General features: G+C 56.1%; 25 protein-coding genes. 9 read left to right on the top strand and 16 right to left on the bottom strand.

The annotated features are described in order from the left end of the window. Positions 1–3: 3 nt before the first annotated feature. Positions 4–357 (top strand): YbaN family protein, encoded by a 354-nt coding sequence (locus AC0KW6_RS10640; RefSeq protein ID WP_323775519.1) that lies wholly within the window; start codon positions 4–6, stop codon positions 355–357. On the opposite strand, the gene AC0KW6_RS10645 is transcribed toward AC0KW6_RS10640, so the two are convergent. The 7 genes from AC0KW6_RS10645 to AC0KW6_RS10675 all read right to left on the bottom strand — a co-directional run bounded on the left by AC0KW6_RS10645 (position 347) and on the right by AC0KW6_RS10675 (position 7,790). Continuing rightward, positions 347–1,240 (bottom strand): ParB/RepB/Spo0J family partition protein, encoded by an 894-nt coding sequence (locus AC0KW6_RS10645; protein WP_323775520.1) that lies wholly within the window; start codon positions 1,238–1,240, stop codon positions 347–349. The two genes, AC0KW6_RS10640 and AC0KW6_RS10645, sit on opposite strands and share 11 nt — an antisense overlap. Positions 1,241–1,266: 26 nt before the next feature. Further along, positions 1,267–2,076 (bottom strand): ParA family protein, encoded by an 810-nt coding sequence (locus AC0KW6_RS10650; RefSeq protein WP_323775521.1) that lies wholly within the window; start codon positions 2,074–2,076, stop codon positions 1,267–1,269. Further along, entirely contained in the window at positions 2,069–2,686 is a 618-nt protein-coding gene (gene rsmG, locus AC0KW6_RS10655; RefSeq protein ID WP_323775522.1) for a 16S rRNA (guanine(527)-N(7))-methyltransferase RsmG, read from the bottom strand. Before rsmG ends, AC0KW6_RS10650 begins: the two co-directional genes overlap by 8 nt. Continuing rightward, positions 2,683–4,557 (bottom strand): tRNA uridine-5-carboxymethylaminomethyl(34) synthesis enzyme MnmG, encoded by a 1,875-nt coding sequence (gene mnmG, locus AC0KW6_RS10660; protein WP_474034875.1) that lies wholly within the window; start codon positions 4,555–4,557, stop codon positions 2,683–2,685. Before mnmG ends, rsmG begins: the two co-directional genes overlap by 4 nt. Before the next feature lie 13 nt (positions 4,558–4,570). After that, positions 4,571–5,857 (bottom strand): tRNA uridine-5-carboxymethylaminomethyl(34) synthesis GTPase MnmE, encoded by a 1,287-nt coding sequence (gene mnmE / locus AC0KW6_RS10665; RefSeq protein WP_474034876.1) that lies wholly within the window; start codon positions 5,855–5,857, stop codon positions 4,571–4,573. A gap of 31 nt (positions 5,858–5,888) precedes the next feature. After that, positions 5,889–7,160 carry a transcription termination factor Rho gene (gene rho / locus AC0KW6_RS10670; RefSeq protein ID WP_323775525.1) on the bottom strand — a complete coding sequence of 424 codons (1,272 nt, stop codon included), beginning with the start codon at positions 7,158–7,160 and terminating at the stop codon, positions 5,889–5,891. A gap of 174 nt (positions 7,161–7,334) precedes the next feature. Continuing rightward, complete coding sequence (locus tag AC0KW6_RS10675; RefSeq protein WP_323775526.1) at positions 7,335–7,790, bottom strand: CopD family protein; 456 nt, start codon at positions 7,788–7,790, stop codon at positions 7,335–7,337. Positions 7,791–8,200: 410 nt separating this feature from the next. Here AC0KW6_RS10675 and AC0KW6_RS10680 point away from each other — a divergent pair, with 410 nt between their 5' ends. From AC0KW6_RS10680 to dnaQ, 4 genes are read left to right on the top strand one after another with little or no spacing between them, the layout of a single operon-like run. Further along, entirely contained in the window at positions 8,201–8,800 is a 600-nt protein-coding gene (locus AC0KW6_RS10680) for a Maf family protein (protein ID WP_323775527.1), read from the top strand. Continuing rightward, a complete protein-coding gene (locus AC0KW6_RS10685; protein WP_474034877.1) occupies positions 8,797–9,630 on the top strand; it encodes a shikimate dehydrogenase in 834 nt (277 codons plus the stop codon). Before AC0KW6_RS10680 ends, AC0KW6_RS10685 begins: the two co-directional genes overlap by 4 nt. Beyond that, positions 9,627–10,220, top strand: coding sequence for a dephospho-CoA kinase (gene coaE / locus AC0KW6_RS10690; protein ID WP_323775529.1), 594 nt, complete (start codon positions 9,627–9,629; stop codon positions 10,218–10,220). Before AC0KW6_RS10685 ends, coaE begins: the two co-directional genes overlap by 4 nt. Continuing rightward, positions 10,213–10,938, top strand: a complete 726-nt coding sequence (dnaQ, locus tag AC0KW6_RS10695; protein ID WP_474034878.1) for a DNA polymerase III subunit epsilon — start codon at positions 10,213–10,215, stop codon at positions 10,936–10,938. The genes coaE and dnaQ overlap by 8 nt, the downstream gene beginning before the upstream one ends. Positions 10,939–11,013: 75 nt before the next feature. On the opposite strand, the gene secB is transcribed toward dnaQ, so the two are convergent. Both secB and AC0KW6_RS10705 read right to left on the bottom strand, forming a co-directional pair. Beyond that, positions 11,014–11,502: a protein-export chaperone SecB gene (secB, locus tag AC0KW6_RS10700; RefSeq protein WP_323775531.1), complete on the bottom strand. Its 489-nt coding sequence runs from the start codon at positions 11,500–11,502 to the stop codon at positions 11,014–11,016. A gap of 55 nt (positions 11,503–11,557) precedes the next feature. Then, positions 11,558–12,058, bottom strand: coding sequence for an FxsA family protein (locus AC0KW6_RS10705; RefSeq protein WP_323775532.1), 501 nt, complete (start codon positions 12,056–12,058; stop codon positions 11,558–11,560). A 114-nt stretch (positions 12,059–12,172) separates the two neighbouring features. Between AC0KW6_RS10705 and AC0KW6_RS10710 the strand changes: the two genes are divergently transcribed. The 3 genes from AC0KW6_RS10710 to AC0KW6_RS10720 are packed head-to-tail and all read left to right on the top strand — an operon-like array spanning position 12,173 to position 14,466. Further along, positions 12,173–12,829: a Tim44/TimA family putative adaptor protein gene (locus AC0KW6_RS10710; protein ID WP_323775533.1), complete on the top strand. Its 657-nt coding sequence runs from the start codon at positions 12,173–12,175 to the stop codon at positions 12,827–12,829. Beyond that, positions 12,826–13,878, top strand: coding sequence for a murein transglycosylase A (gene mltA / locus AC0KW6_RS10715; protein ID WP_323775534.1), 1,053 nt, complete (start codon positions 12,826–12,828; stop codon positions 13,876–13,878). The genes AC0KW6_RS10710 and mltA overlap by 4 nt, the downstream gene beginning before the upstream one ends. Beyond that, positions 13,879–14,466: a Smr/MutS family protein gene (locus AC0KW6_RS10720; protein ID WP_323775535.1), complete on the top strand. Its 588-nt coding sequence runs from the start codon at positions 13,879–13,881 to the stop codon at positions 14,464–14,466. A gap of 6 nt (positions 14,467–14,472) precedes the next feature. Here the strand turns inward: AC0KW6_RS10720 and AC0KW6_RS10725 are convergent, their stop codons facing one another. The 4 genes from AC0KW6_RS10725 to hslV all read right to left on the bottom strand — a co-directional run bounded on the left by AC0KW6_RS10725 (position 14,473) and on the right by hslV (position 18,626). After that, positions 14,473–15,588, bottom strand: a complete 1,116-nt coding sequence (locus AC0KW6_RS10725) for an alpha/beta hydrolase (RefSeq protein WP_323775561.1) — start codon at positions 15,586–15,588, stop codon at positions 14,473–14,475. A 78-nt stretch (positions 15,589–15,666) separates the two neighbouring features. After that, entirely contained in the window at positions 15,667–16,977 is a 1,311-nt protein-coding gene (gene hslU, locus AC0KW6_RS10730; protein ID WP_323775536.1) for an ATP-dependent protease ATPase subunit HslU, read from the bottom strand. Positions 16,978–16,990: 13 nt separating this feature from the next. Beyond that, a complete protein-coding gene (locus AC0KW6_RS10735) occupies positions 16,991–18,061 on the bottom strand; it encodes a hypothetical protein (protein WP_323775537.1) in 1,071 nt (356 codons plus the stop codon). A gap of 1 nt (position 18,062) precedes the next feature. Beyond that, complete coding sequence (gene hslV, locus AC0KW6_RS10740) at positions 18,063–18,626, bottom strand: ATP-dependent protease subunit HslV (RefSeq protein WP_323775538.1); 564 nt, start codon at positions 18,624–18,626, stop codon at positions 18,063–18,065. A gap of 220 nt (positions 18,627–18,846) precedes the next feature. Here hslV and AC0KW6_RS10745 point away from each other — a divergent pair, with 220 nt between their 5' ends. Then, positions 18,847–19,038: a DUF1127 domain-containing protein gene (locus tag AC0KW6_RS10745; RefSeq protein ID WP_323775539.1), complete on the top strand. Its 192-nt coding sequence runs from the start codon at positions 18,847–18,849 to the stop codon at positions 19,036–19,038. 52 nt (positions 19,039–19,090) lie between these two features. Here AC0KW6_RS10745 and AC0KW6_RS10750 read toward each other — a convergent pair whose 3' ends face one another. The 3 genes from AC0KW6_RS10750 to trxA form a co-directional block, all read right to left on the bottom strand. After that, positions 19,091–19,462 (bottom strand): Lin0512 family protein, encoded by a 372-nt coding sequence (locus tag AC0KW6_RS10750; protein ID WP_323775540.1) that lies wholly within the window; start codon positions 19,460–19,462, stop codon positions 19,091–19,093. Next, positions 19,459–19,806: a Lin0512 family protein gene (locus AC0KW6_RS10755; RefSeq protein ID WP_323775541.1), complete on the bottom strand. Its 348-nt coding sequence runs from the start codon at positions 19,804–19,806 to the stop codon at positions 19,459–19,461. Before AC0KW6_RS10755 ends, AC0KW6_RS10750 begins: the two co-directional genes overlap by 4 nt. Before the next feature lie 157 nt (positions 19,807–19,963). Then, a complete protein-coding gene (gene trxA / locus AC0KW6_RS10760; RefSeq protein WP_323775542.1) occupies positions 19,964–20,284 on the bottom strand; it encodes a thioredoxin in 321 nt (106 codons plus the stop codon). Positions 20,285–20,328: the final 44 nt, after the last annotated feature.

The raw sequence follows: 20,328 nt of genomic DNA on the forward strand, positions 1-20,328 counted from the left end.
GCAATGCGTTTTATTTATGCTGGCCTTGGACTGTTCTGTGTTGCCTTGGCCGTCATAGGTATTGTTCTGCCCTTGCTGCCAACTGTTCCCTTCCTTCTACTCGCTGCGTTCTTTTTCGCAAACTCATCTGAGCGCCTGCATAGTTGGATTGTGGATCACAATATTTTTGGCCCAATGATCCTGGATTGGCGCGAGCGCGGCGCCATCCGATCAGGTGCAAAAACGGCGGCAACCGTCTCGATTGCCGCCGTTTTCGGACTGTCTCTGATGCTTGGTATTCCCAGTCATATTTTAGGGATTCAAACCGTCGTCCTATCTGCCGTTCTTCTGTTCATTTGGACCCGGCCTAGCGGCTGAGCAAGTTGCACAGTTCGTCCAGCTGATCCAGGTTATCGTAACTGATAACTACAGCGCCGGCCTCGCCGCCGGGCTTGTGATCAATGGACACTTTCATTTTCAGCACAGCCGACAGATCCCCTTCAAGAGCGCGGGTATCCGCATCCTTTTCCGGTATCCTTTTCGGCTTCTTCGTAACCGAGGTCAGTGCACCTGCGGCATCTTTCTTGACCAGCGCTTCCGTTGCGCGAACCGACAGCCCTCCCTTGACAATTTTTGCTGCAAGGTCTGAAGCGTTGTCAGAGGTAATCAGCGCACGAGCGTGTCCAGCCGACAATTTGCGTTCCTGCACCAGGATCTGAACATCTTCCGGCAGGTGCAGAAGGCGCACTAGATTTGCAATATGGCTACGGCTTTTGCCAAGTGCTTCAGCCATCCGTTCTTGCGTATGGCCGAATTTTTCCATCAGTTGCTTGTAGCTCTGTGCCTCTTCCAGTGCATTCAGGTCCGCGCGCTGAATGTTTTCGATAATGGCCACTTCCATCATCTCAACATCCGAATAATCCCGGATCAGGACAGGCACTTCATGAAGTTGGGCAGCCTGAGAGGCGCGCCACCGGCGTTCGCCAGCAACGATTTCGTACATTCCGCCCGGCCGCGGCCGCACTATCAGTGGCTGCAGAACGCCCTTTTCCTTGATCGACGCAGTCAGATCATCCAAGTCCTCCTGCAGGAACTGACGACGCGGCTGGTTCGGATTAGCAATGACATTTTCAATAGGAACCAGAACTTCCGCATTCCGCGGAGCCTCTGCCTGCGTGCTCACCGGCGCAGGGTTCACATCTGCCATCAACGCTGACAATCCCCGGCCGAGTCCGCGTGGTTTTGTTTTCTTGTCTGCCATGATTGCCTCCGATAGGTATTCTTCATTTATGCCGCTATCTTGTGATGTTTATTCAGGATCTCTTCTGCCAATGCGCGGTATGCCTGTGCACCCAGAGAATTCGTATCATAGTTCAGCACCGGCTGCGCATAGGAAGGTGCTTCGCTCACCCGGACATTGCGCGGGATTTTCGTTTGGAACACCAGATCACCCAGATTGTCCCGCGCGTCCTGTTCTACTTGCTGCGACAAGTTGTTACGGCGATCAAACATGGTTAGGACAATTCCTTCGATCCGTAGGTTTGGATTCGCTGACTGCCGAACTTCCCTAATTGTCAGCATAAGCTGGGTCACCCCCTCCAGGGCAAAGAATTCACTTTGCAGCGGAATCAGAACCGAGTGCGCTGCCACCATTGCATTGACTGTCAGAAGGTTCAGGGAGGGCGGGCAATCAATTAGGACGTAGTCCCAATCATACTCGTCCATTGCTGTTTGACGCAGAGCGTCGTGCAGCAGGAAACTGCGTTTTTCATTGGTAAAGAGTTCGATATCAGCCGAACTTAGGTCAACCGTGGCTGGAATAATACACAGATCCTCAATCTCAGTCCTCTGAATGACGTCACTCAGCAATGAATCTTCAACTAAAAGATCATAGGTTGTCAGATCCCGGTCAGACGGTTCAATACCCAGTCCGGTTGAAGCATTCCCTTGCGGATCCAAATCGACGACGAGCACGCGCAATCCGGTTTCCACCAAGGCGGCCGCAAGGTTGATGGCTGTTGTTGTCTTTCCAACTCCGCCTTTCTGATTTGCCACCGCGATAATACGAGGCCCCTCGGGGCGGGAGTAATCAGACACGTGCCACTTCCCTTATTTTCAGGATTACTGCTTCTTGTTCTGTCAGACTTTTAACCGGTTCCACATCGAACTGCCATTGCTGCCGCGCGTTATCCACTTCTTTTTTCCAGCTTTCACCTTTTGCGAATAACGCCACCCCTGCAGGCGAAAGATGGCGTTCAGAAAATCCCAGCAAAGTAGTTAAATCGGCTAGCGCCCGAGCAGAAAGAACGTCAGCTTCTTGGGGCCTAGCCCGTTCAATTCTATCCGTTAAGATGGCCACTTTAGCACCACATTCCCGTGCGGCGGTCCGAAGAAATGCAGATTTTCTCTGATCGCTTTCAATCAAGGTTACCCTCATGCCAGGTACTTCATCTGCAGCAAGTAGAGCGACAATCAGACCGGGGAAACCTCCGCCGCTTCCAATATCAACCCAGTGTTCAACTGAGTCACTACACCGAAACACTTGCACAGAATCGACAATGTGACGCATCCATAGGTGATCCAAGCTGGACTTCGAAACGAGATTAATTTTTGGGTTCCACTTACGTATAACCTGTTCAAAAACCTCAAATCGGTACAATGTTTCACGTGAAACATCAAGCTCTTCAATAATCGCTGTCCTATTCACGCGGACTTCCCCTTCCGCGGCAGGCCACGCCGTAAGCGGGCCAGAAGAAGAGCAAGCGCAGCCGGAGTCATACCATCAATGCGCGCAGCCTGCGCCAGGGTTTCAGGACGGGACTGGGAAAGCTTACTTTGCAACTCTTTGGACAGGCCTTCGATTCCCTCGAATGAAAAATCTGTAGGGAATAGATAGCCCTCATCTCTCTTTATCGCTGTAACTTCCCTTTGTTGCCGTGCGATGTAGTTGGCGTAGAGCGCATCCCGCTCCAATTGCCGGCGAACCTCATGATCTACTCCATCCAATTCAGGCAGAAGCGGAATAAGGTCCTCAAAAGTGACATCCGGAAACGCTAGAACATCAAACCCGTCGCGACGGGTTCCATCTTGATTAATCCGTATACCAGCGGAAGATACCTGTTTTGGGGTGAACGATTGCGACCTCAGAATATCCCGGCCTGATGCTAAGCGCTCGTTCTTTTCCAAGAACGCACTCCGACGATCTACTCCCGCGCAGCCGATTTCGATAGCTAAAGGCGTAAGCCGTTGGTCCGCGTTATCTGCCCGCAAGGACAGCCGGAATTCCGCCCGCGACGTGAACATACGGTAGGGTTCAGTAACGCCATTAGTAGTAAGATCGTCGATCATCACGCCAATGTAGCTGTTTGAGCGGCCGAAAGTTACAGGGTCTTTCGCCTGGGCTTTGCGCGCAGCGTTCAAGCCGGCGACCATGCCTTGCGCAGCGGCCTCTTCATATCCGGTTGTACCGTTGATTTGGCCGGCCAGATACAAGCCCGGCACATCCTTCAATGACAGATCCAGTTTCAGAGCCCTAGGGTCTACATAGTCATATTCAATTGCATAGCCTGGCTGAAGAATATTTGCCTTCTCTAACCCTTTGATGGAGCGGACATACGCCTCTTGGACGTCCAGCGGCAAGCTTGTGGAAATTCCATTCGGATAGACCGTGTGGTCCGATACGCCCTCCGGTTCCAAGAAAATCTGGTGCGAGTCCTTTTCGGAGAACCGCACGATTTTGTCTTCAATTGATGGGCAGTACCGAGGCCCGACACCTTCAATATGGCCGCCATACATTGCTGACCGTTCCAGATTTTTTCGGATGATGTCATGAGTCTGCGCGTTGGTATGTGTTATCCCGCAGGAAACTTGCTTGGCGCTCGCGCCCCTGCTCATAAATGAGAAGAATACCGGATCCTCATCTCCGGGCTGTCTTTCCAGACTATCCCAATCTATCGTGCGCCCATCCAGCCGAGGTGGTGTGCCGGTCTTTAGCCGGCCCAACGGCAGATCAAAACCATCCAGGCGTTCCGCTAACTTTACCGAAGGCTTATCGCCTATCCGACCTCCTGGCCTTGAAGTTTCACCGATGTGTATGACACCGCGCAGAAATGTCCCGGAGGTCAGGATAACTGCCTTGGCTGGAACTTCACTGCCATCGGCCAGCACAACGCCAGATACGGCTTCCCCCGCCATCAGGAAATCCGTAACCTCACCTTCCAGAATATCTAGGTTTGGTTGTGCCTCGGTCAGTCTCAGCATCTCCTGACGATAGATCGCCCGGTCAGACTGGGCTCTTGGACCTTGAACCGCGGGCCCTTTTCGGCGATTCAGCAGCCGGAATTGTATTCCCGCAAGGTCAGCAACATGTCCCATTACTCCATCAAGAGCATCGATTTCCCGGACAAGGTGCCCCTTACCTAATCCGCCGATAGCAGGATTGCACGACATCACACCGATGCCGTTTCGATTCAGGGTAATCAGAACTGTAGCTGCACCCATGCGTGCTGCAGCGTGGGCCGCCTCAGTTCCGGCATGCCCGCCACCAACAACAATCACATCATACTTCGGATGTTTCACGTGAAACACTCCTTCACTTCCCCAGGCAGAAGCTCGAGAAAATCTCGTCCAGGAGATTCTCCACTCCGATCCGGCCCACCAGCGTTTCCAGCGCCCGTATAGCCGAGCGCATCTCCTCGGCGGCGATATCATAAAATCCAGGACCGCGCGATAGTATATCCTGCGCTTCGTCTAAACTTACCAAAGCAGACAACATCGCATCCCGGTGTCGAGCGCGCGTAGCAATACCCGCTTGAGACGACCGGTTTTTCAGAATCAGAGAGATGTGTTCGACAAGTCTGTCTATACCCTGCCCGGACTTTCCTGAGATCGCATTCTCTGCATCGCCGCGCAGGTCAGCCTTTGGTTGAAGACGGATATCTCCATCCTCCATCGCGACATCAAGAATGTCATTCTTCTCCGCCAAAAACACTCTTAAATCAGCATCTTCTGCGCGTTTCCGTGCTAAAGCGATACCAATACCTTCTACGTGGTCTTCGGTATCCCGTAATCCCGCGGTGTCCAGCAATGTCACCGGCAGGCCTGCCAGATCCATCCGCACTTCGATAACATCCCGGGTGGTGCCGGCAAATTCAGACGTAATGGCTGCCTCGCGGCCGGCCAACGCGTTCAATAGGGTTGATTTCCCGACATTGGGAGCCCCAATGATAGCCACTTCGAACCCGCTGCGGATCCGTTCTGCAATTTTCACTCCATTAGTTTCTCTTGCAAGGCCGGCTTGAACTTCGGCCAGTAGAGCAGAAACTTCCGGAGTTACATCTACTGGTACTTCTTCATCAGCGAAATCAATCGTTACTTCAATCAGGGATGCCGCACGGATTAAACTTGCGCGCCAGGTTTCAGCCAATTCCCCCAACCCGCCGGCAAGAATTATCTGGGCCTGTCTGCGTTGCGCTTCGGTTTCCGCGTCAATCAAATCCGCGAGCCCTTCAACCTGAGCCAAGTCCAGGTTGCCGTTTTCCAAGGCGCGACGGGTAAATTCACCCGGCTCAGCCATCCGCAAACCGGCGATACGGCCCAAGGTTTCAAGCACTGCTGCAACCACAGCTGTGCTTCCATGCACTTGAAATTCAACAGTATTTTCACCTGTGAAGCTTTTGGGAGCCGTAAAGCTCAGCACCAAAGCCTCATCAAGACGCTCTCCTGATTGGTCTTTCAGGATTTTCAGGCTTTTGCCCCGCGCCGGCAACGCGCCACGGCAAAGTTGCGCGCCGGCTTCATGCGCCAAAGGACCCGAGACGCGGATTACCGCGACCCCGGCCTTCCCCTGTGCGGAAGCCAGCGCAAAGATCGTTTCCATGGGATGGCCCTTCTTTTCCAGACCGCCCTGATTAGGTGTTCATCGAATCGAAGAACTCGGTGTTCGACTTTGTCTGCTTAAGCTTAGACAGCAGGAACTCAATCGCATCGGTTGTGCCCATCGGATTCAAAATCCGGCGCAACACAAAAGTCTTGGCCAGATCAACCTTGTCGACCAGCAAATCCTCTTTTCGGGTGCCGGACTTGAGTATGTCGATAGCCGGGAACACCCGCTTATCTGCAATCTTGCGGTCCAGCACGATTTCCGAGTTACCGGTACCTTTGAACTCTTCAAAGATCACTTCGTCCATACGCGAGCCGGTATCAATCAGCGCGGTGGCGATAATGGTCAGCGAACCACCCTCTTCGATGTTCCGGGCTGCACCAAAGAACCTCTTGGGCCGCTGCAGGGCGTTTGCATCAACACCCCCGGTCAGAACTTTGCCCGACGATGGCACCACGGTGTTAAAGGCTCTACCAAGTCTTGTGATGGAGTCCAAAAGAATCACAACATCTCGTTTATGCTCAACCAACCGCTTGGCCTTTTCGATGACCATTTCCGAGACTGCAACGTGGCGAGTCGCCGGCTCGTCAAAGGTCGAAGAGACAACTTCGCCCTTCACCGAACGTTGCATGTCAGTCACTTCTTCCGGGCGTTCGTCGATCAGCAGAACGATCAGATAGCACTCAGGATGGTTCTTCTCGATGGAGTGCGCGATATTCTGCAGGATCACCGTCTTACCTGTACGTGGCGGTGCAACGATCAGCGACCGCTGGCCTTTGCCGATCGGAGCCACCAGGTCAATCACCCGCGCCGAGCGGTCTTTGATGGTGGGATCCTCGACTTCCATTTTCAACCGTTCATCAGGATAGAGCGGAGTGAGGTTGTCGAAAGCGATCTTATGGCGGGCTTTCTCCGGCTCTTCAAAATTGATCAAAGTGACATTGGTCAGCGCGAAGTAGCGTTCGGTCTCTAGCGGCGCCTTGATCTGGCCGTCAACAGTATCGCCAGTCCGCAATGAATACTGGCGGATCATGTCGGGTGAAACATAGATATCGTCTGGACCCGGCAAATAGTTAGCTTCAGGCGAACGCAGGAAACCAAAACCGTCCTGCAATACTTCAAGCACGCCGTCACCGCTGATGTCCCAGCCCTCATCTGCACGTTCACGCAGGATCTGAAACATCATCTCGCCCTTGCGCATGGTCGAGGCGTTTTCGATCTCCAGCTCCTCGGCCATTGCCAACAGAGACTTGGGACTTTTAGCTTGGAGATCGGACAGATTCAGGGATTGCACGGTCATATAGATACGGCCTCTACTCCCCCGTTCATCCAGGGGTTGGTCACAGGACAGGATTGGAAAACACGGTGGCCCGGACGGACCCGTTGGCTGCCATACATAGGGACTCGTTTCAGATGAGTCAAACGCCGGCTGGAGTCGTTCCGGGGCTGCAAGGCCCTTTTCTGCGCCTCTGCGTTAGAACTTGAAGATCACCGAGACAACAATCACCACCATCAGAACGGTAGGCACTTCGTTCATCAACCGGAACTGCCGGCCAGACAGTCTGTTCCCGCCGGCAGAAAAGTCGCGAAAGCGGAACAGAAGCCAGTGATGGAACCAGGTCATCGCGATCACTGACACGCCCTTGGTCCAGGGCCAGACCGAGCTCCAATCAACGATACCCGGTGTCAGCACAATGAATAGTCCAGCGGCCCACGACACATACATTGCTGGGCGCATGATAACCCGGAGGAGCTTTTCTTCCATTTCCAGAAAGATCGGTACTGTGTCCTGAACCTTCTGTGCTTGCTCCACGTGATACACGAACAGACGGGGGAGATAGAAAAGCCCTGCCATCCAGCTGAGTACAGCCATGATGTGCAGTGATTTGGCATACGGGTAGAGCGTGAACATCAGGTCGCTCGGATCCATAGGCAAGTCTCCCCGGTCAGATCTGATCACCCTAATAATTAAAGATATATTAGAAGGATGATGTTTTTGTAGTGTGCATGGATTCCGGTGGATAAGTGAATCTTCCTCCGCTTATCCCCAGCAGGGATAAGATTCCAGACTGGACGGGAAAGAAGTCATAAGATTCTTCTAAACACCCCGGAAATAAGGTGCGTTAACGCCGCGCATCCCCATCTGTGCTTGGGGATAAGGCTGGGATGAACCGGGGAGAGCCGGCATATCCACTAAAGCAAAGTTATCCTGACCCACAAAGGGCGACTCAGCGAACTGAATCCCGGGATGTGCGTCAACCCCGTGAGTCTTTACTTAACCGCGGAAAACCATACAAAACGTTCTGAAACCGTTTGCTTCTTTCCCACGGGGTTTTCCACATGACTGCCCACATAGTGCTGGCTTCTGGTTCCGGAATCCGGGCGCAACTGCTGCGTCAGGCCGGGATAGAATTTGAAATCGATGTACCGCGCCTGGACGAGCAGGCGATCAAATCTGCGCTCTTGGCCGAAGAGGCTCTTCCGCGCGATATTGCCGATGCGTTGGCAGAGGCGAAGGCGCGTAAAATCAGCGGAAAACATCCGGGAAAACTGGTGCTGGGATGTGATCAGGTGCTAGATTTCGAAGGGAACCTTCTTTCGAAACCTACCAGCGCCGAGGACGCGTTGTCTCAACTGAAGGGCATGCGTGGCAAACGGCATATGCTGTTGTCTGCGGCCGTGATTTACCGTGACGGTGAACCGATCTGGCGCCATGTAGGACAGGTCCGTCTGCTCATGCGGAACAGCACTGATGCATTTCTCGAGGATTATGTTGGCCGGAACTGGCCCAGCATCCGCCATGCGGTGGGTGCTTACAAGCTGGAGGAAGAAGGTGTGCGGCTGTTTGCCAGCGTCGATGGCAGCTACTTTAATGTTTTGGGATTGCCGTTGATGGAGCTTATCAGTTACTTGGGATTGCAAGGGGTAATCGAGCAATGACAGTAGCAAAAATCCCGCTCGCCGGCGTGATCGGCTGTCCGGTTGCACATTCCAAATCTCCGCAGCTCCACCGTCACTGGCTGAGCACATATGGTATTTCCGGCTACTATGTGCCGATGCATGTGGAACCTGAAGATCTGGCAGAGACGGTCCGGATGATGCCGAAGATGGGTTTTGTCGGGGCTAATGTCACTATTCCGCACAAAGAAGCGGTTATGGAGATTGCGGATAAGGTCACCGACCGGGCCAAACTCATTGGCGCCGCCAATACGCTGATTTTCCGAAGCGATGGAACAATCCTCGCCGACAATACGGACGGCTACGGCTTCATCACCAACCTGCACCAGGGAGCGCCGGACTGGGACCCGGAATCCGGCCCGGCGGTTCTATTGGGTGCCGGCGGTGCCTGCCGCGCGGTAGTTGCCTCATTGCTGGAGGCCGGAGTGCCGGAGATCCTGCTGACCAACCGCACCCGCGGCCGGGCCGATCAGTTGCATTCGGACTTTGGCAACCGGGTCCGGGTGGTCGAATGGGTCCAGGCCGGTAATGTCATCGAAGAAGGTGCGCTGATTGTGAACACCACCTCCTTGGGAATGCAGGGCAAGCCTCGTCTGCGGGTTCCGCTGGATGGGTTGCAGCCCGATGCGGTTGTGACCGACCTTATCTATGCGCCGTTGAAAACAGACTTGCTGCTGACGGCTGAGGATGCTGGCTGCACTGTGGTGGATGGGCTGGGCATGCTGTTGCATCAGGCTGTGCCAGGGTTTGAACGCTGGTTCGGACACCGCCCTGATGTGGATGCTGCAGCGCGGGCGGCGGCTCTCGGATGAGTTTCAGCCTTGGCCTTACTGGCTCCATCGGAATGGGCAAGAGCACGACCGCTAAATTGTTCGCCGCCAAAGGGTGTGCGGTCTGGGATGCAGATGCCGCCGTGCACCGGCTTTACAGCGCGGGAGGCGCTGCGGTTCGGCCAATGAGCGCGGCCTTCCCAGATGCTATCCAGAATGGCGCGGTAAACCGTGCTGGGTTAAAGTGTATCATCAGTGAAAATCCTGATGCATTGAAACATATCGAAGCTATCGTGCATCCGCTTGTCGCAAAGGACCGGGCAGAGTTCCGGACAAGAGCGCAAAGCGATATCCTGGTGTTTGACATTCCGCTGCTGTTTGAAACGGGCAGTGATGCTGAAATGGACGCAGTGGCTTGCGTGTTCGCTGATGCAGAGACACAGAAAGAGCGGGTTTTTGCCCGCGGCACGATGACGGTTAAGCAATTCGAGCATATCCTGCAAAAACAGATGCCGATTGAGGAGAAACGCGCCCGCGCCGATTATGCGATCGAGACGGACACGCTTGAGCACGCCGCGGCGCAGGTGACAGAGATCCTCGCAGACATCAGGAGGAAACTGGCAGATGCGTGAAATCGTTCTTGATACCGAGACCACCGGGTTTGATCCGTTCTCCGGTGACCGGATTGTTGAAATCGGTGCGGTAGAGCTGTACAATCACATGCCCACTGGCAAGAGGTACCACGAATATATCAACCCGGAACGCTCGATGCCGGCTGAGGCGTTTTCGGTTCACGGCATCGGTCCTGACCTGTTGGAGCCGCCGCAAAAACCGCAACCCGGCGCGGTGACGCTGCGGGACAAACCGGTTTTTGCCAAAGTCGGGCAGAGTTTCCTAGATTTCGTGCAGGACTCCAAACTGGTCATTCACAATGCCAGCTTTGACATGAAGTTCCTGAACGCGGAACTGGACTGGATGGGCCTGCCCAAGCTGCCGATGGATCAAGCGCTCGACACGCTGGCGATAGCGCGCAAGAGATTTCCTGGTTCGCCAGCTACGCTGGACGCGCTGTGCAGGCGCTTCAATATCGACAACACCAACCGAACCTTGCACGGAGCACTGCTTGACTCTGAAATCCTGGCTGATGTCTATCTGGAGCTGATCGGCGGCCGCCAGCCGGATTTTGGTTTGTCTGCCCAATCAACTTCAGAGACAACCCGGGTGGAGGATGACTGGCGCCCTGTCCCCCGTCCATCGGCTTTGCCCCAGCGGATCACCGCAGAGGAACTGGCTGCTCATGAAGAATTCGTGGCCAACCTGGGGGAAGAGGCTTTGTGGAAGGTTTCCTGACCCAAGGCAGGATCCAAAAATGAAAAACGCCGCTGAATCACAGCGGCGTTTTTTTGGTTAGGCGGGCTTGAAACTTTACTGAGTAGGAGCTGCTGCCGCCGCTTCGGTCTGACGGCGGGCCAGTTCGTTGCGGTAGATCGCCACAAAATCAATGTTGTCCAGATTCAGCGGCGGGAAGCCGCCGTCGCGGGTGACGTCCGACACGATGCGGCGCAGGAACGGGAAGGTCATGCGCGGGCATTCGATCAGCAGGAACGGGTGCAGTTGGTCTTCCGGCACGCCGGCGATGTTGAAGACGCCGACATATTCCAGTTCCAGAACGAACAGGACTTCGCCGCCCTCCTTGTTCTTTGATTCAACAGTCAGCTTGGTGACAACTTCATACTGGTTCTCAACCGAGCGTTTTTTTGCATCCAGGTTCACCTGCACACTGACATCCGGCTGAACGTCGCCGCCGGTGCCCTTTTGCGCCATCACGTTTTCAAATGACATGTCGCGGATGAACTGGCCCAAAATGTTCATCTTGACTTGCGGCTGCTGCTGGGCTTCGCCGTTTTCGGCCATCGGGATACTCCTGAAAAATTCTTTTGACCGTGCTTAGCAGCTTGGTTCGGGTAGCTCAACGGGGGCCGTCGACCCAGCCTGACGGGCCGTTTGGACGGTCACTGGGAGTCACATCTTCGAAATCTCCGTCGATGGTGTCATCCGGCCTGCCGGCGGTCCCAGGATAGTGACGGCCCTGCATGCTGCCGGGCCCCATCTGGAACTGCGCCACTGTGACACGTGCCCGAAGGTAGCGGAAAACCGCCAGCCGCACCGGTGGCATCAGAAGGGCAAAACCAAAGGCATCTGTAAAGAACCCCGGAGTCAGCAGCAGCGCGCCGGCAAAAAGGATCATGGCACCATGGGCCAAAGGCTCGGCCGGATCGGACATTTGCTGGAAAGACGAGCGCAATTGCCCCATTGCCATTCGTCCCTGAGTTTTCACCAGCCAGGTGCCCAGCACCGCTGTCAGAACCACGATAGCCAAGGTCGGCCATAACCCGATTGCGCCGCCGATTTGAATAAACAGGGCAATTTCAATGATTGGAACCATTAGAAAGGCCAGGAAGATATACATGGAGTTTCCTTACGATCATACGCCCGGGCGGTAGACTTGCCCCCGTCCGTCACCTACATAAGGTCTGATCGCTTTGGTTTCAAACAAAGCACGAACGCCTAGCATGAGGTATCCATGGAGTCGCCTGTGATTCAGCTTTTGGTTCTGGCCGGTATTGCCGTGTTTCTGATCCTGCGCTTAAAAAGCGTACTTGGATCACGGGAAGGTTTCGAAAAGCCACCGCTGCCACAATCCGAAGCGCGGAGCCGCCGGCCCGATCTGGAAGTGATCGAAGGCGGCCCGGACCGTGACATTACCGATTATGTGGCTGACGGCAGCCCGCAGGCTCTGGCACTGGCTGAGATGAAGCGGGCTGAACCGTCTTTTCAGGTGCAGGAATTTGTGCAGGGCGCGCGCAGTGCATATGAAATGATCCTGATGGGCTTTGAGCATGGCAACCTGGACGACATCCAGCCGTTCCTGGCCGAGGACGTCTTCGAAAGCTTCGTGGATGCCGTTGCGCAGCGTGAGGATCAGGGATTCAAAATCGAGGCCGAGTTTGTTGGCGTGCGTGAAACCACCGTGGCAGATGCCACATTCGACACACAGACGGGCCGGGCCGAAATCACCATGCGGTTTGTTGGTGAAATGACGTCCGTTGTCCGCGATCGCGGTGGCGACATCGTCGAAGGCGACCCCAAGGCTGTGAAGCGTCAGAAGGACACCTGGATCTTTGCCCGCAACATGGGCGCCGATGATCCCAATTGGCAGCTGGTAGCGACGGACGCATGATTGCGGCGCTTCGGGGGGTATTTGGGGCAGCTGCATTCGCAGGTGCCGCGATGACCGCCTCAGGGGCGCATTCTGAAACCGTGTCCAGCATCTTGGATTTTGCCCAATTGGACGGCTGGGCAAAAGACGATCATGCCCATGCGCTGCAGGTTTTTTTAGAAACCTGCAAGAACCTGAGGGATCCCGACTGGGCTGCCTTGTGCAAGGCCGCGCAAGCTCAGACTCCCGAAGGGGCACAGGCGTTTTTCGAGCTGTTCTTCCGCCCGGTTCTGATCGAGGATGGCAATCCAGCTCTGTTCACCGGCTATTTCGAACCTGAGCTGAGCGGTTCCCGCTATCCGACAGAACGCTTTCGCTACCCGGCCTACAAGATGCCGCCCGAGGCCCGCTCCACCGATTTGTGGCTGTCCCGGCGGGATATTCTGACCAGCGGTGTATTGGCAGACCGCGGGCTGGAGATTGCCTGGGTGGACGACCCGGTGGAGCTGTTCTTTTTGCAAATTCAAGGTTCTGGCAGGATCCGCCTGCCGGACGGCTCGATGATTCGGGTTGGCTACGGCGGCGCCAATGGGCACCCTTATAAATCCATCGGCAAGGAACTGGTGCGCCGCGGCGTCTACAACGCCCATCAGGTCAGTGCCCAAGTGATCAAATCCTGGGTCCGGCGCAACCCGTCGGACGGCAGGGAACTGCTGTTCCACAATCCGTCCTATGTGTTCTTCCGCGAAGTGCGCAAAGTATCCGCGTCCAAAGGGCCGCTTGGCGCAATGAACCGGTCGGTCACGCCGATGCGAACTATTGCCGCCGACCCCGCATACACTCCGCTGGGTGCGCCGGTCTGGGTGGAAAAGGATGGACATATGCCCCTGCGCCGCCTGATGGTGGCGCAGGATACAGGATCCGCAATAAAGGGCGCGCAGCGGGCTGATATATTTGTCGGTACAGGTGATGCCGCCGGCGAGACCGCTGGAACGATGAAAGACCCCGGGCGGATGGTTGTTCTGCTGCCGATTCAGCGGGCCTATGCGATGCTGCCGGACGACCTTTGAATGACACGGCGGAAACTGACAGGAGATGAGATCGACCTCTGGCACAAGGTTGTGAAACACGCGGAACGCATGCATCCCGGCGGGCCTTCCAAGCCGCCTGCCCCGCCGATGCTGAAACCCAAACCGGTTAAGCCACTTGAGCCGGGACTGGATCCGTTTGAGATTGGCAGCCGCGCCAAGCCAAAGCCTCTGAAACACGATTTAAAGCCGTCTCTTGCCCGCAGCCTGGCCAGCGATCCGGTGCAGATGGATGAGAAATCCTTCCGCCGCATGAAGCGCGGTAAGCTTAAGCCGGAAGGCAAGCTGGACCTGCACGGCATGCGGATCGACTCCGCGCATCCTGCTCTCACCCGGTTTATCCTGTCTGCCCAAGCCTCCGGAAAACGGCTGGTTCTGGTGATCACCGGCAAGGGAAAGCACCGCGACGAGCCAGGTCCGATGCCGGTTCCGCGCGGAGTGTTGCGCCACAAGGTGCCGCAATGGTTGTCATTGCCGCCGCTGGCGCAAGCGGTGATGCAGGTCACCCCTGCCCACATCAGCCATGGCGGTGAAGGTGCCTACTACGTCTATCTCAGACGCAGCCGTTGAACCCGCCTATCTGTTGTCTGCGGGCGTTTTTTCCAGTGCAACCTTGATGGTTCTGTCTTGAATGACAATTTGACCCGGCAGGATCTTTCGCAGCAGGTCCTGTCTATGCGTAAACGAGTCCGCGGTTTCCCGAGCACTGTTTAGCAATGCAATCAGCGCCGGCGAGGAGGCTGCCACAAAATGCTGCGTCTCCGCTTCACCTGCAAAGGCCGTGGTGTCGATCACTTCAACCGGCAGACCGTTGACTGCGTCAAGGCTGTCCAGATTCCCGAGCCGTTCACGGCCATTCAGGCCGCGCAGGTGTTGTGACAGGGTCAGAACGTTATCTTTTCGCGACACGAAAATCAGGAACGGTTGCGGCACCTGCTTGAATCTCCGCATCTGAGATTTAAACACGTCGACATCCAAATCTGGTGACATCAGGATGACACCGCCCAGGTTCTGCGCTGTCCAGCCGGGAGATTTGATCTCCATCTGGCGCAGGGTTTCCATCGTCAGCAGCCCCCCCATGGAATGGGCAACGAGTACAATACGCTCGACCGCGGAAGCGCGCAGTTTGCGCAGCAGAGCTTCCAGCCCGTCACGGGCAAACAGCACACTGTCGCCATCGTAGGCATAGCCAAGCGGACGGCCCTTGCTTGGCCAGGAATAGATAACCGTTGCCCCGGGGAGGTTGATGTCATGAGCAAGCTGGGCAGCCCTAAAAGCGGTCTCGGCCTGGGTGGAATTGAAGCCGTGCACAAAAACCGTGACTTCGCGCTCCTTTCGGGGAAACTTTGCCAGTTCTTGCTGCAGCCGGATGGAAAAGGCGGCCTCGGTTTCGAATGTCTTGCGTCCCGCCATGGTGAATTCAGTGACGGGGTCCGGTTTCGCATAGCCGAACTTCAGCGAGCCGGGTTTATGATCCGGCGGAATTGAAACCGTGAGTTCAAGGAGGCTGACTGCATCGGTGCGGTCCGGCCCAAAGGTGCCGTCAGGCAGCGGTTCACGGTTTGTGGCGGCAAAAATGGTCTTAGGTGTGCCCAGTTCCAGCGCTTCTGGAACTGTTGGCGTATAAGATCTGTCAGTACAAGCCGCCAGAAAGACCATGATCACACCGGAAATCAGGCGCAGCCCGTGCATTTTGTTTACCTCAATCAATTGGTGGCAGGCTACTGCACCTGCCGCCAAAGTCCAGAGGCTGCAATTTTGCCTGGTGTTTTACAGCACGTATCGGCTGACATCGGCTGACCGGCCAAGTTCGCCCAGGTTTTTCTTCACAAAACTTGCGTCCACAGTGACTGTGTCGCCCGGCCGGTCCGGGGCAGTAAAGGAGAGCTCCTCAAACACCCGCTCCATCACTGTGTAAAGTCGGCGTGCGCCTATGTTTTCCACCGCCTGGTTCACTTCGGCGGCGATTTTGGCCAACGCGGCGATACCGTCGTCGGTAAAGGTCACTTCGACGTCTTCCGTGCCCATCAATGCAGTGTATTGGAGTGTCAAAGCATTGTCGGTCTCGGTCAGGATACGCACGAAATCCGCTTCGGTCAGCGCCCGCAGGCTCACCCGGATCGGCAGACGGCCCTGCAGTTCCGGCAGCAAGTCCGAGGGTTTGGCAATATGGAAGGCACCGGAGGCGATGAACAGGATGTGGTCGGTCTTGACCGGCCCGTGTTTGGTGCTGACGGTAGTGCCCTCGATCAGCGGCAGCAGATCCCGCTGCACACCCTCGCGGCTGACGTCGCCGCCCCGGGTTTCCTGGCGCGCGCAGACCTTGTCTATCTCGTCCAGGAAGACGATGCCGTTCTGCTCCACCGATTCCAGCGCGATGCGGGTCACGGTCTCATCATCCAGCAGTTTGTCAGCCTCTTCGCTGATCAGCACCTCATAGCTTTCAGAAACGGTCATCTTCTTGCGGGTGGTTCGGCCGCCCATCGCCTTGCCGAATAGATCACCTAGGTTCAGAGCGCCGATGTTGCCGCCGGGCTGGCCGGGAATTTCGAACATATTGCCCATCGGATTGGAGGTGTCTGCGACATCCAGTTCGATCACTGTGTCGTCCAGTTCGCCTGATTTCAGCTTCTTTCGGAACATCTCGCGGGTTGCTTCACGGGCATCCGTGCCGGCGATAGCTTCCAAAACCCGGTTCTCGGCGGATTTTTGAGCTTTGGCCTTCACATCCTCGCGCATGAATTCGCGGGTCTGGGCAATGGCGCCGTCAGCGAGATCCCGGATGATCTGCTCCACATCGCGGCCGACATAACCGACTTCTGTGAATTTTGTCGCTTCAACCTTGATGAAGGGCGCGCGCGCCAGTTTTGCCAGCCGGCGGGAAATCTCTGTCTTGCCGACTCCTGTGGGGCCGATCATCAGGATGTTCTTCGGATACACCTCATCACGCAGGTCATCGGAAAGCTGTTTGCGCCGCCAGCGGCTGCGCAACGCCACGGCAACAGCACGTTTGGCTTCTTTCTGGCCGATGATGAAACGATCCAGTTCAGAGACGATTTCGCGAGGGGTCAGATCAGTCATGGATATTTCCGTTTCAATGGGATGGCGGCAGCCGGCCAAGCGGCAGCACGCCAGACAAGAGTGAGAGCAGCACAGCCCGGATATGGCTCCAGAAGGCCCCCAAAGCCACCAGGAACACGCCAAGTGCCAGGATCGTAATGGCGGTGCCTTCGCCGCTGAAGACTGTTCCTGCGAGGGAAACACTGTAGCCGATTGCGGCAATCAGGAACGAGCGCCGGTCAATGATGATTGCAATCAGGGCAAACACCAGCAGGACGCTGATCAGCAGCATGTTGGAACCAGAAGTTCCGGCGTTCAGCAGGCTGAGGGCAATTGTATTCACCAAGGCCGGGGCTGCAACGACGTGCAGCCAGAAACCTTGGGCCGAGCGTCTGGTCACACGGTGCGGATCGCTGAGATCAAACGACATGGCTACGGTAAATACGGCGAACCCTACGGCCAATGTGATCCAAGCAAACGGCCCGCTGGCCGATAGCAGAAACAGGTCGCTCACCCCGGCAGGGGTGCCTGCCTGTATCGATCCCGACAACAGGGCGAGGACAAAAACACCCAAAGCGATCAGCGCCATGGCAAAAGGAACGCGAAAGCGGAGCCAAAACACAGTGACGGCGGCCGTTGCCAGCGCAAATGGCAGCGGCAGGCTTGAATAGTCGTTTTGCGCAATCATGAAGGGCTGGGAAAAACCAGCCGAGAAACCGGCACCGGCGTTGCCGGCCCACAGAAGGGAAAGAGCAATCGCTGGTGCGACCATGCGGCGGCGGCGTATGAAATATTCAGACAGCATCCATAGCACGGCCGCGCCGGCGATGGCTGAATAGATCGCCTTGTCCTGGTAACCGCCGATTGACCCAGCCAGATCAACGGCTGTGAAGGCCATCCAGCCAGAAGCCAGGATCACAAGCCCGATGACAATGAAGATTTCATTGAACCCTTTGAAAAGCTCAAAGGGTTCATCCCCTGGTGCCAGGTTCTCCCGTGCGCCTCTGCGGCTATGCGCCATAGCCAGAAGCGACGCGGCCTGGGCCTCGGTCAACAATCCGGACCCAACAGCAGCCCGCAGATCATTTTGATCAACCTGGGTCACGTCAGCTTTCCTGGCCTATGCTTTCAACAGTGAGGTTGCCATTGGTGTAGACGCAGATATCGGCAGCGATGGCCATGGCATCACGGGCCACTTGTTCGGCGGATTTTCCGCTGTCCATCATACCGCGGGCGGCAGCCAGTGCGAAATTCCCGCCCGAGCCGATAGCGGCTACATTGTGCTCAGGCTCCAGCACGTCGCCGGCACCGGTGATGACAAACATGTCTGCGCCATCGGTGACGATCAGCATGGCCTCAAGTTTCTGCAGGTATTTATCGGTGCGCCAGTCCTTGGCCAGCTCGACACTGGCCCGTGCAAGCTGGCCAGGAGTCGCCTCAAGCTTGGTTTCCAGCCGCTCCAGCAGGGTGAAGGCGTCGGCTGTCGAGCCGGCAAAACCCGCCACCACGTCAAATCCGCCCGGTGACAAGCGACGCACCTTGCGGGCCGTGCCTTTGATCACCGTCTGCCCCAGCGACACCTGGCCGTCGCCGGCGATGACAACCTGGCCATCCTTCTTCACACCGATGATGGTGGTGCCGTGCCAGCCGGGGAATTGATCGTCTGCCATATATGCCTCCGCTTTATTGCCCTCTATATGGAACCATCCCACCGTCGGCACAAGAGAACGCGCAAAGTCCATTGCCGGGCAGCAGCTGCATGGCTGTTCACTGCTATGCAGTAAATGCAAATCGGGGCTGTTGAACCGGCAATTGTGAGACTCAGCCGCACATCCTACATGGGGTTCACAACCGGCACAGGGTCGGCTGTTTCTCAGAAGGACTAGCGCTATGACTACCGCAAACATCTATGCGCCGCTCGGAGCAGTCACCGTTCTCCGCGTGGTCGACGGACTGATCAACGTGAAAACTGCTCTCGTGGAATGGAACGAGGCCCGTCAAACCCGCAAGGCTCTGGCACAATTGTCGGACGATCAGCTGGAAGACATTGGTATGAAACGCGCTGATATCTCTAAAATCTGATCCCTGTTTATCCACAGTTTTGAATGAGCCGCCCGCTATCGGGCGGCTTTGTTCATTTCCGGACACTGGTTTTATACTTGCCAGCCTGATCCGGCAGCCAGGCCTCAATTGCAGCAGTGGCGACCACATGATGCGTTCCGGCTTCGGCATCCTCTACGTCCAGCCCGCCTTTCACGGCTCGCACGCTGGCCCGGCCCCGCGGCAGATCCTGTGCCACTAAATCGCAATCCACTGCTTCCGGCTGCTGCACGGCAACCGTCACGTCCACCCGCATTTCGTTGTGATCAATCCCGAGCTTGGAAAACAGAGTGATCGACGAGTGGTGCAATGCGTCCTGCACTGCACGGCGGGCTGCCTTTGTGTAGTTTTGGCCATACAGATCATTGCCGGTGCCCATTTCCAGGATAATGCGTTTTTCGTTCATTCCTCCGCCTCCATGTCAAAGGACACAACCACGGCCGCATTGGCGATCACCGTGCGCCCGCCTTGGGGCTTGTCGATATTGAGCCCCCCTTCCACAACACGGATGCTGGGCTGGCCGTAAGGGAAAATCCCCAACAGCGCATCCTTGTCCACGGACTCGGGTTTCTGGACCCCGATCTCAGCGTCGATGATCATATCTTCTTTCTGAAAATCAAATAGTTCCGCCATGTTGACGGAATTATGCCACAGCGCGTCCTTGATCGCGCGGCGAGCGGCTTCGGTGTAATCTTCACGCCGGAGCGATGTACCCATGCCGAATTCCACCAATACCCGTGTCTTGGCCATAGTGCCTCCTGTACCTGTTCTGGGCGGGACGGTTGCAGGCAATGGGCGCAAAGGAAAGAGCCAGTTTGCCGTCCGCAGGTGCACCAGTGTTTGCGGGCAAAAGAAAAGGGCTGTCCCCGCGGGGACAGCCCTTTTAAATCTGCAACAGGGATCAGAGTCAGATCGACTCTTCAATCCAGCTTTGCAGCGCTGCTTTGGGAGCCGCGCCGGCACGGTTCGAAACCACTTGGCCGTCCTTGAAGATAAACAGCGCCGGAATACCGCGCACGCCCATGGCGGCGGCCGAATTCGGGTTGTTGTCAACATCGACCTTGGCAATTTTCACCTTGCCGCCGAATTCCGCGGCCAGTTCTTCCAGAGCGGGACCGATCTGCTTACAGGGGCCGCACCACTCAGCCCAGAAATCCACTACTACGGGGATATCGGAGTTCTTGACTTCGGCGTCAAAAGTGGCGTCGGTGACGGCTACGGTGGACATATGCATGTCTCCATGAGTGTGTGGCAACTGGAGTTGGAACCTAG

It is taken from the genome of Leisingera sp. SA215, assembly GCF_055902035.1.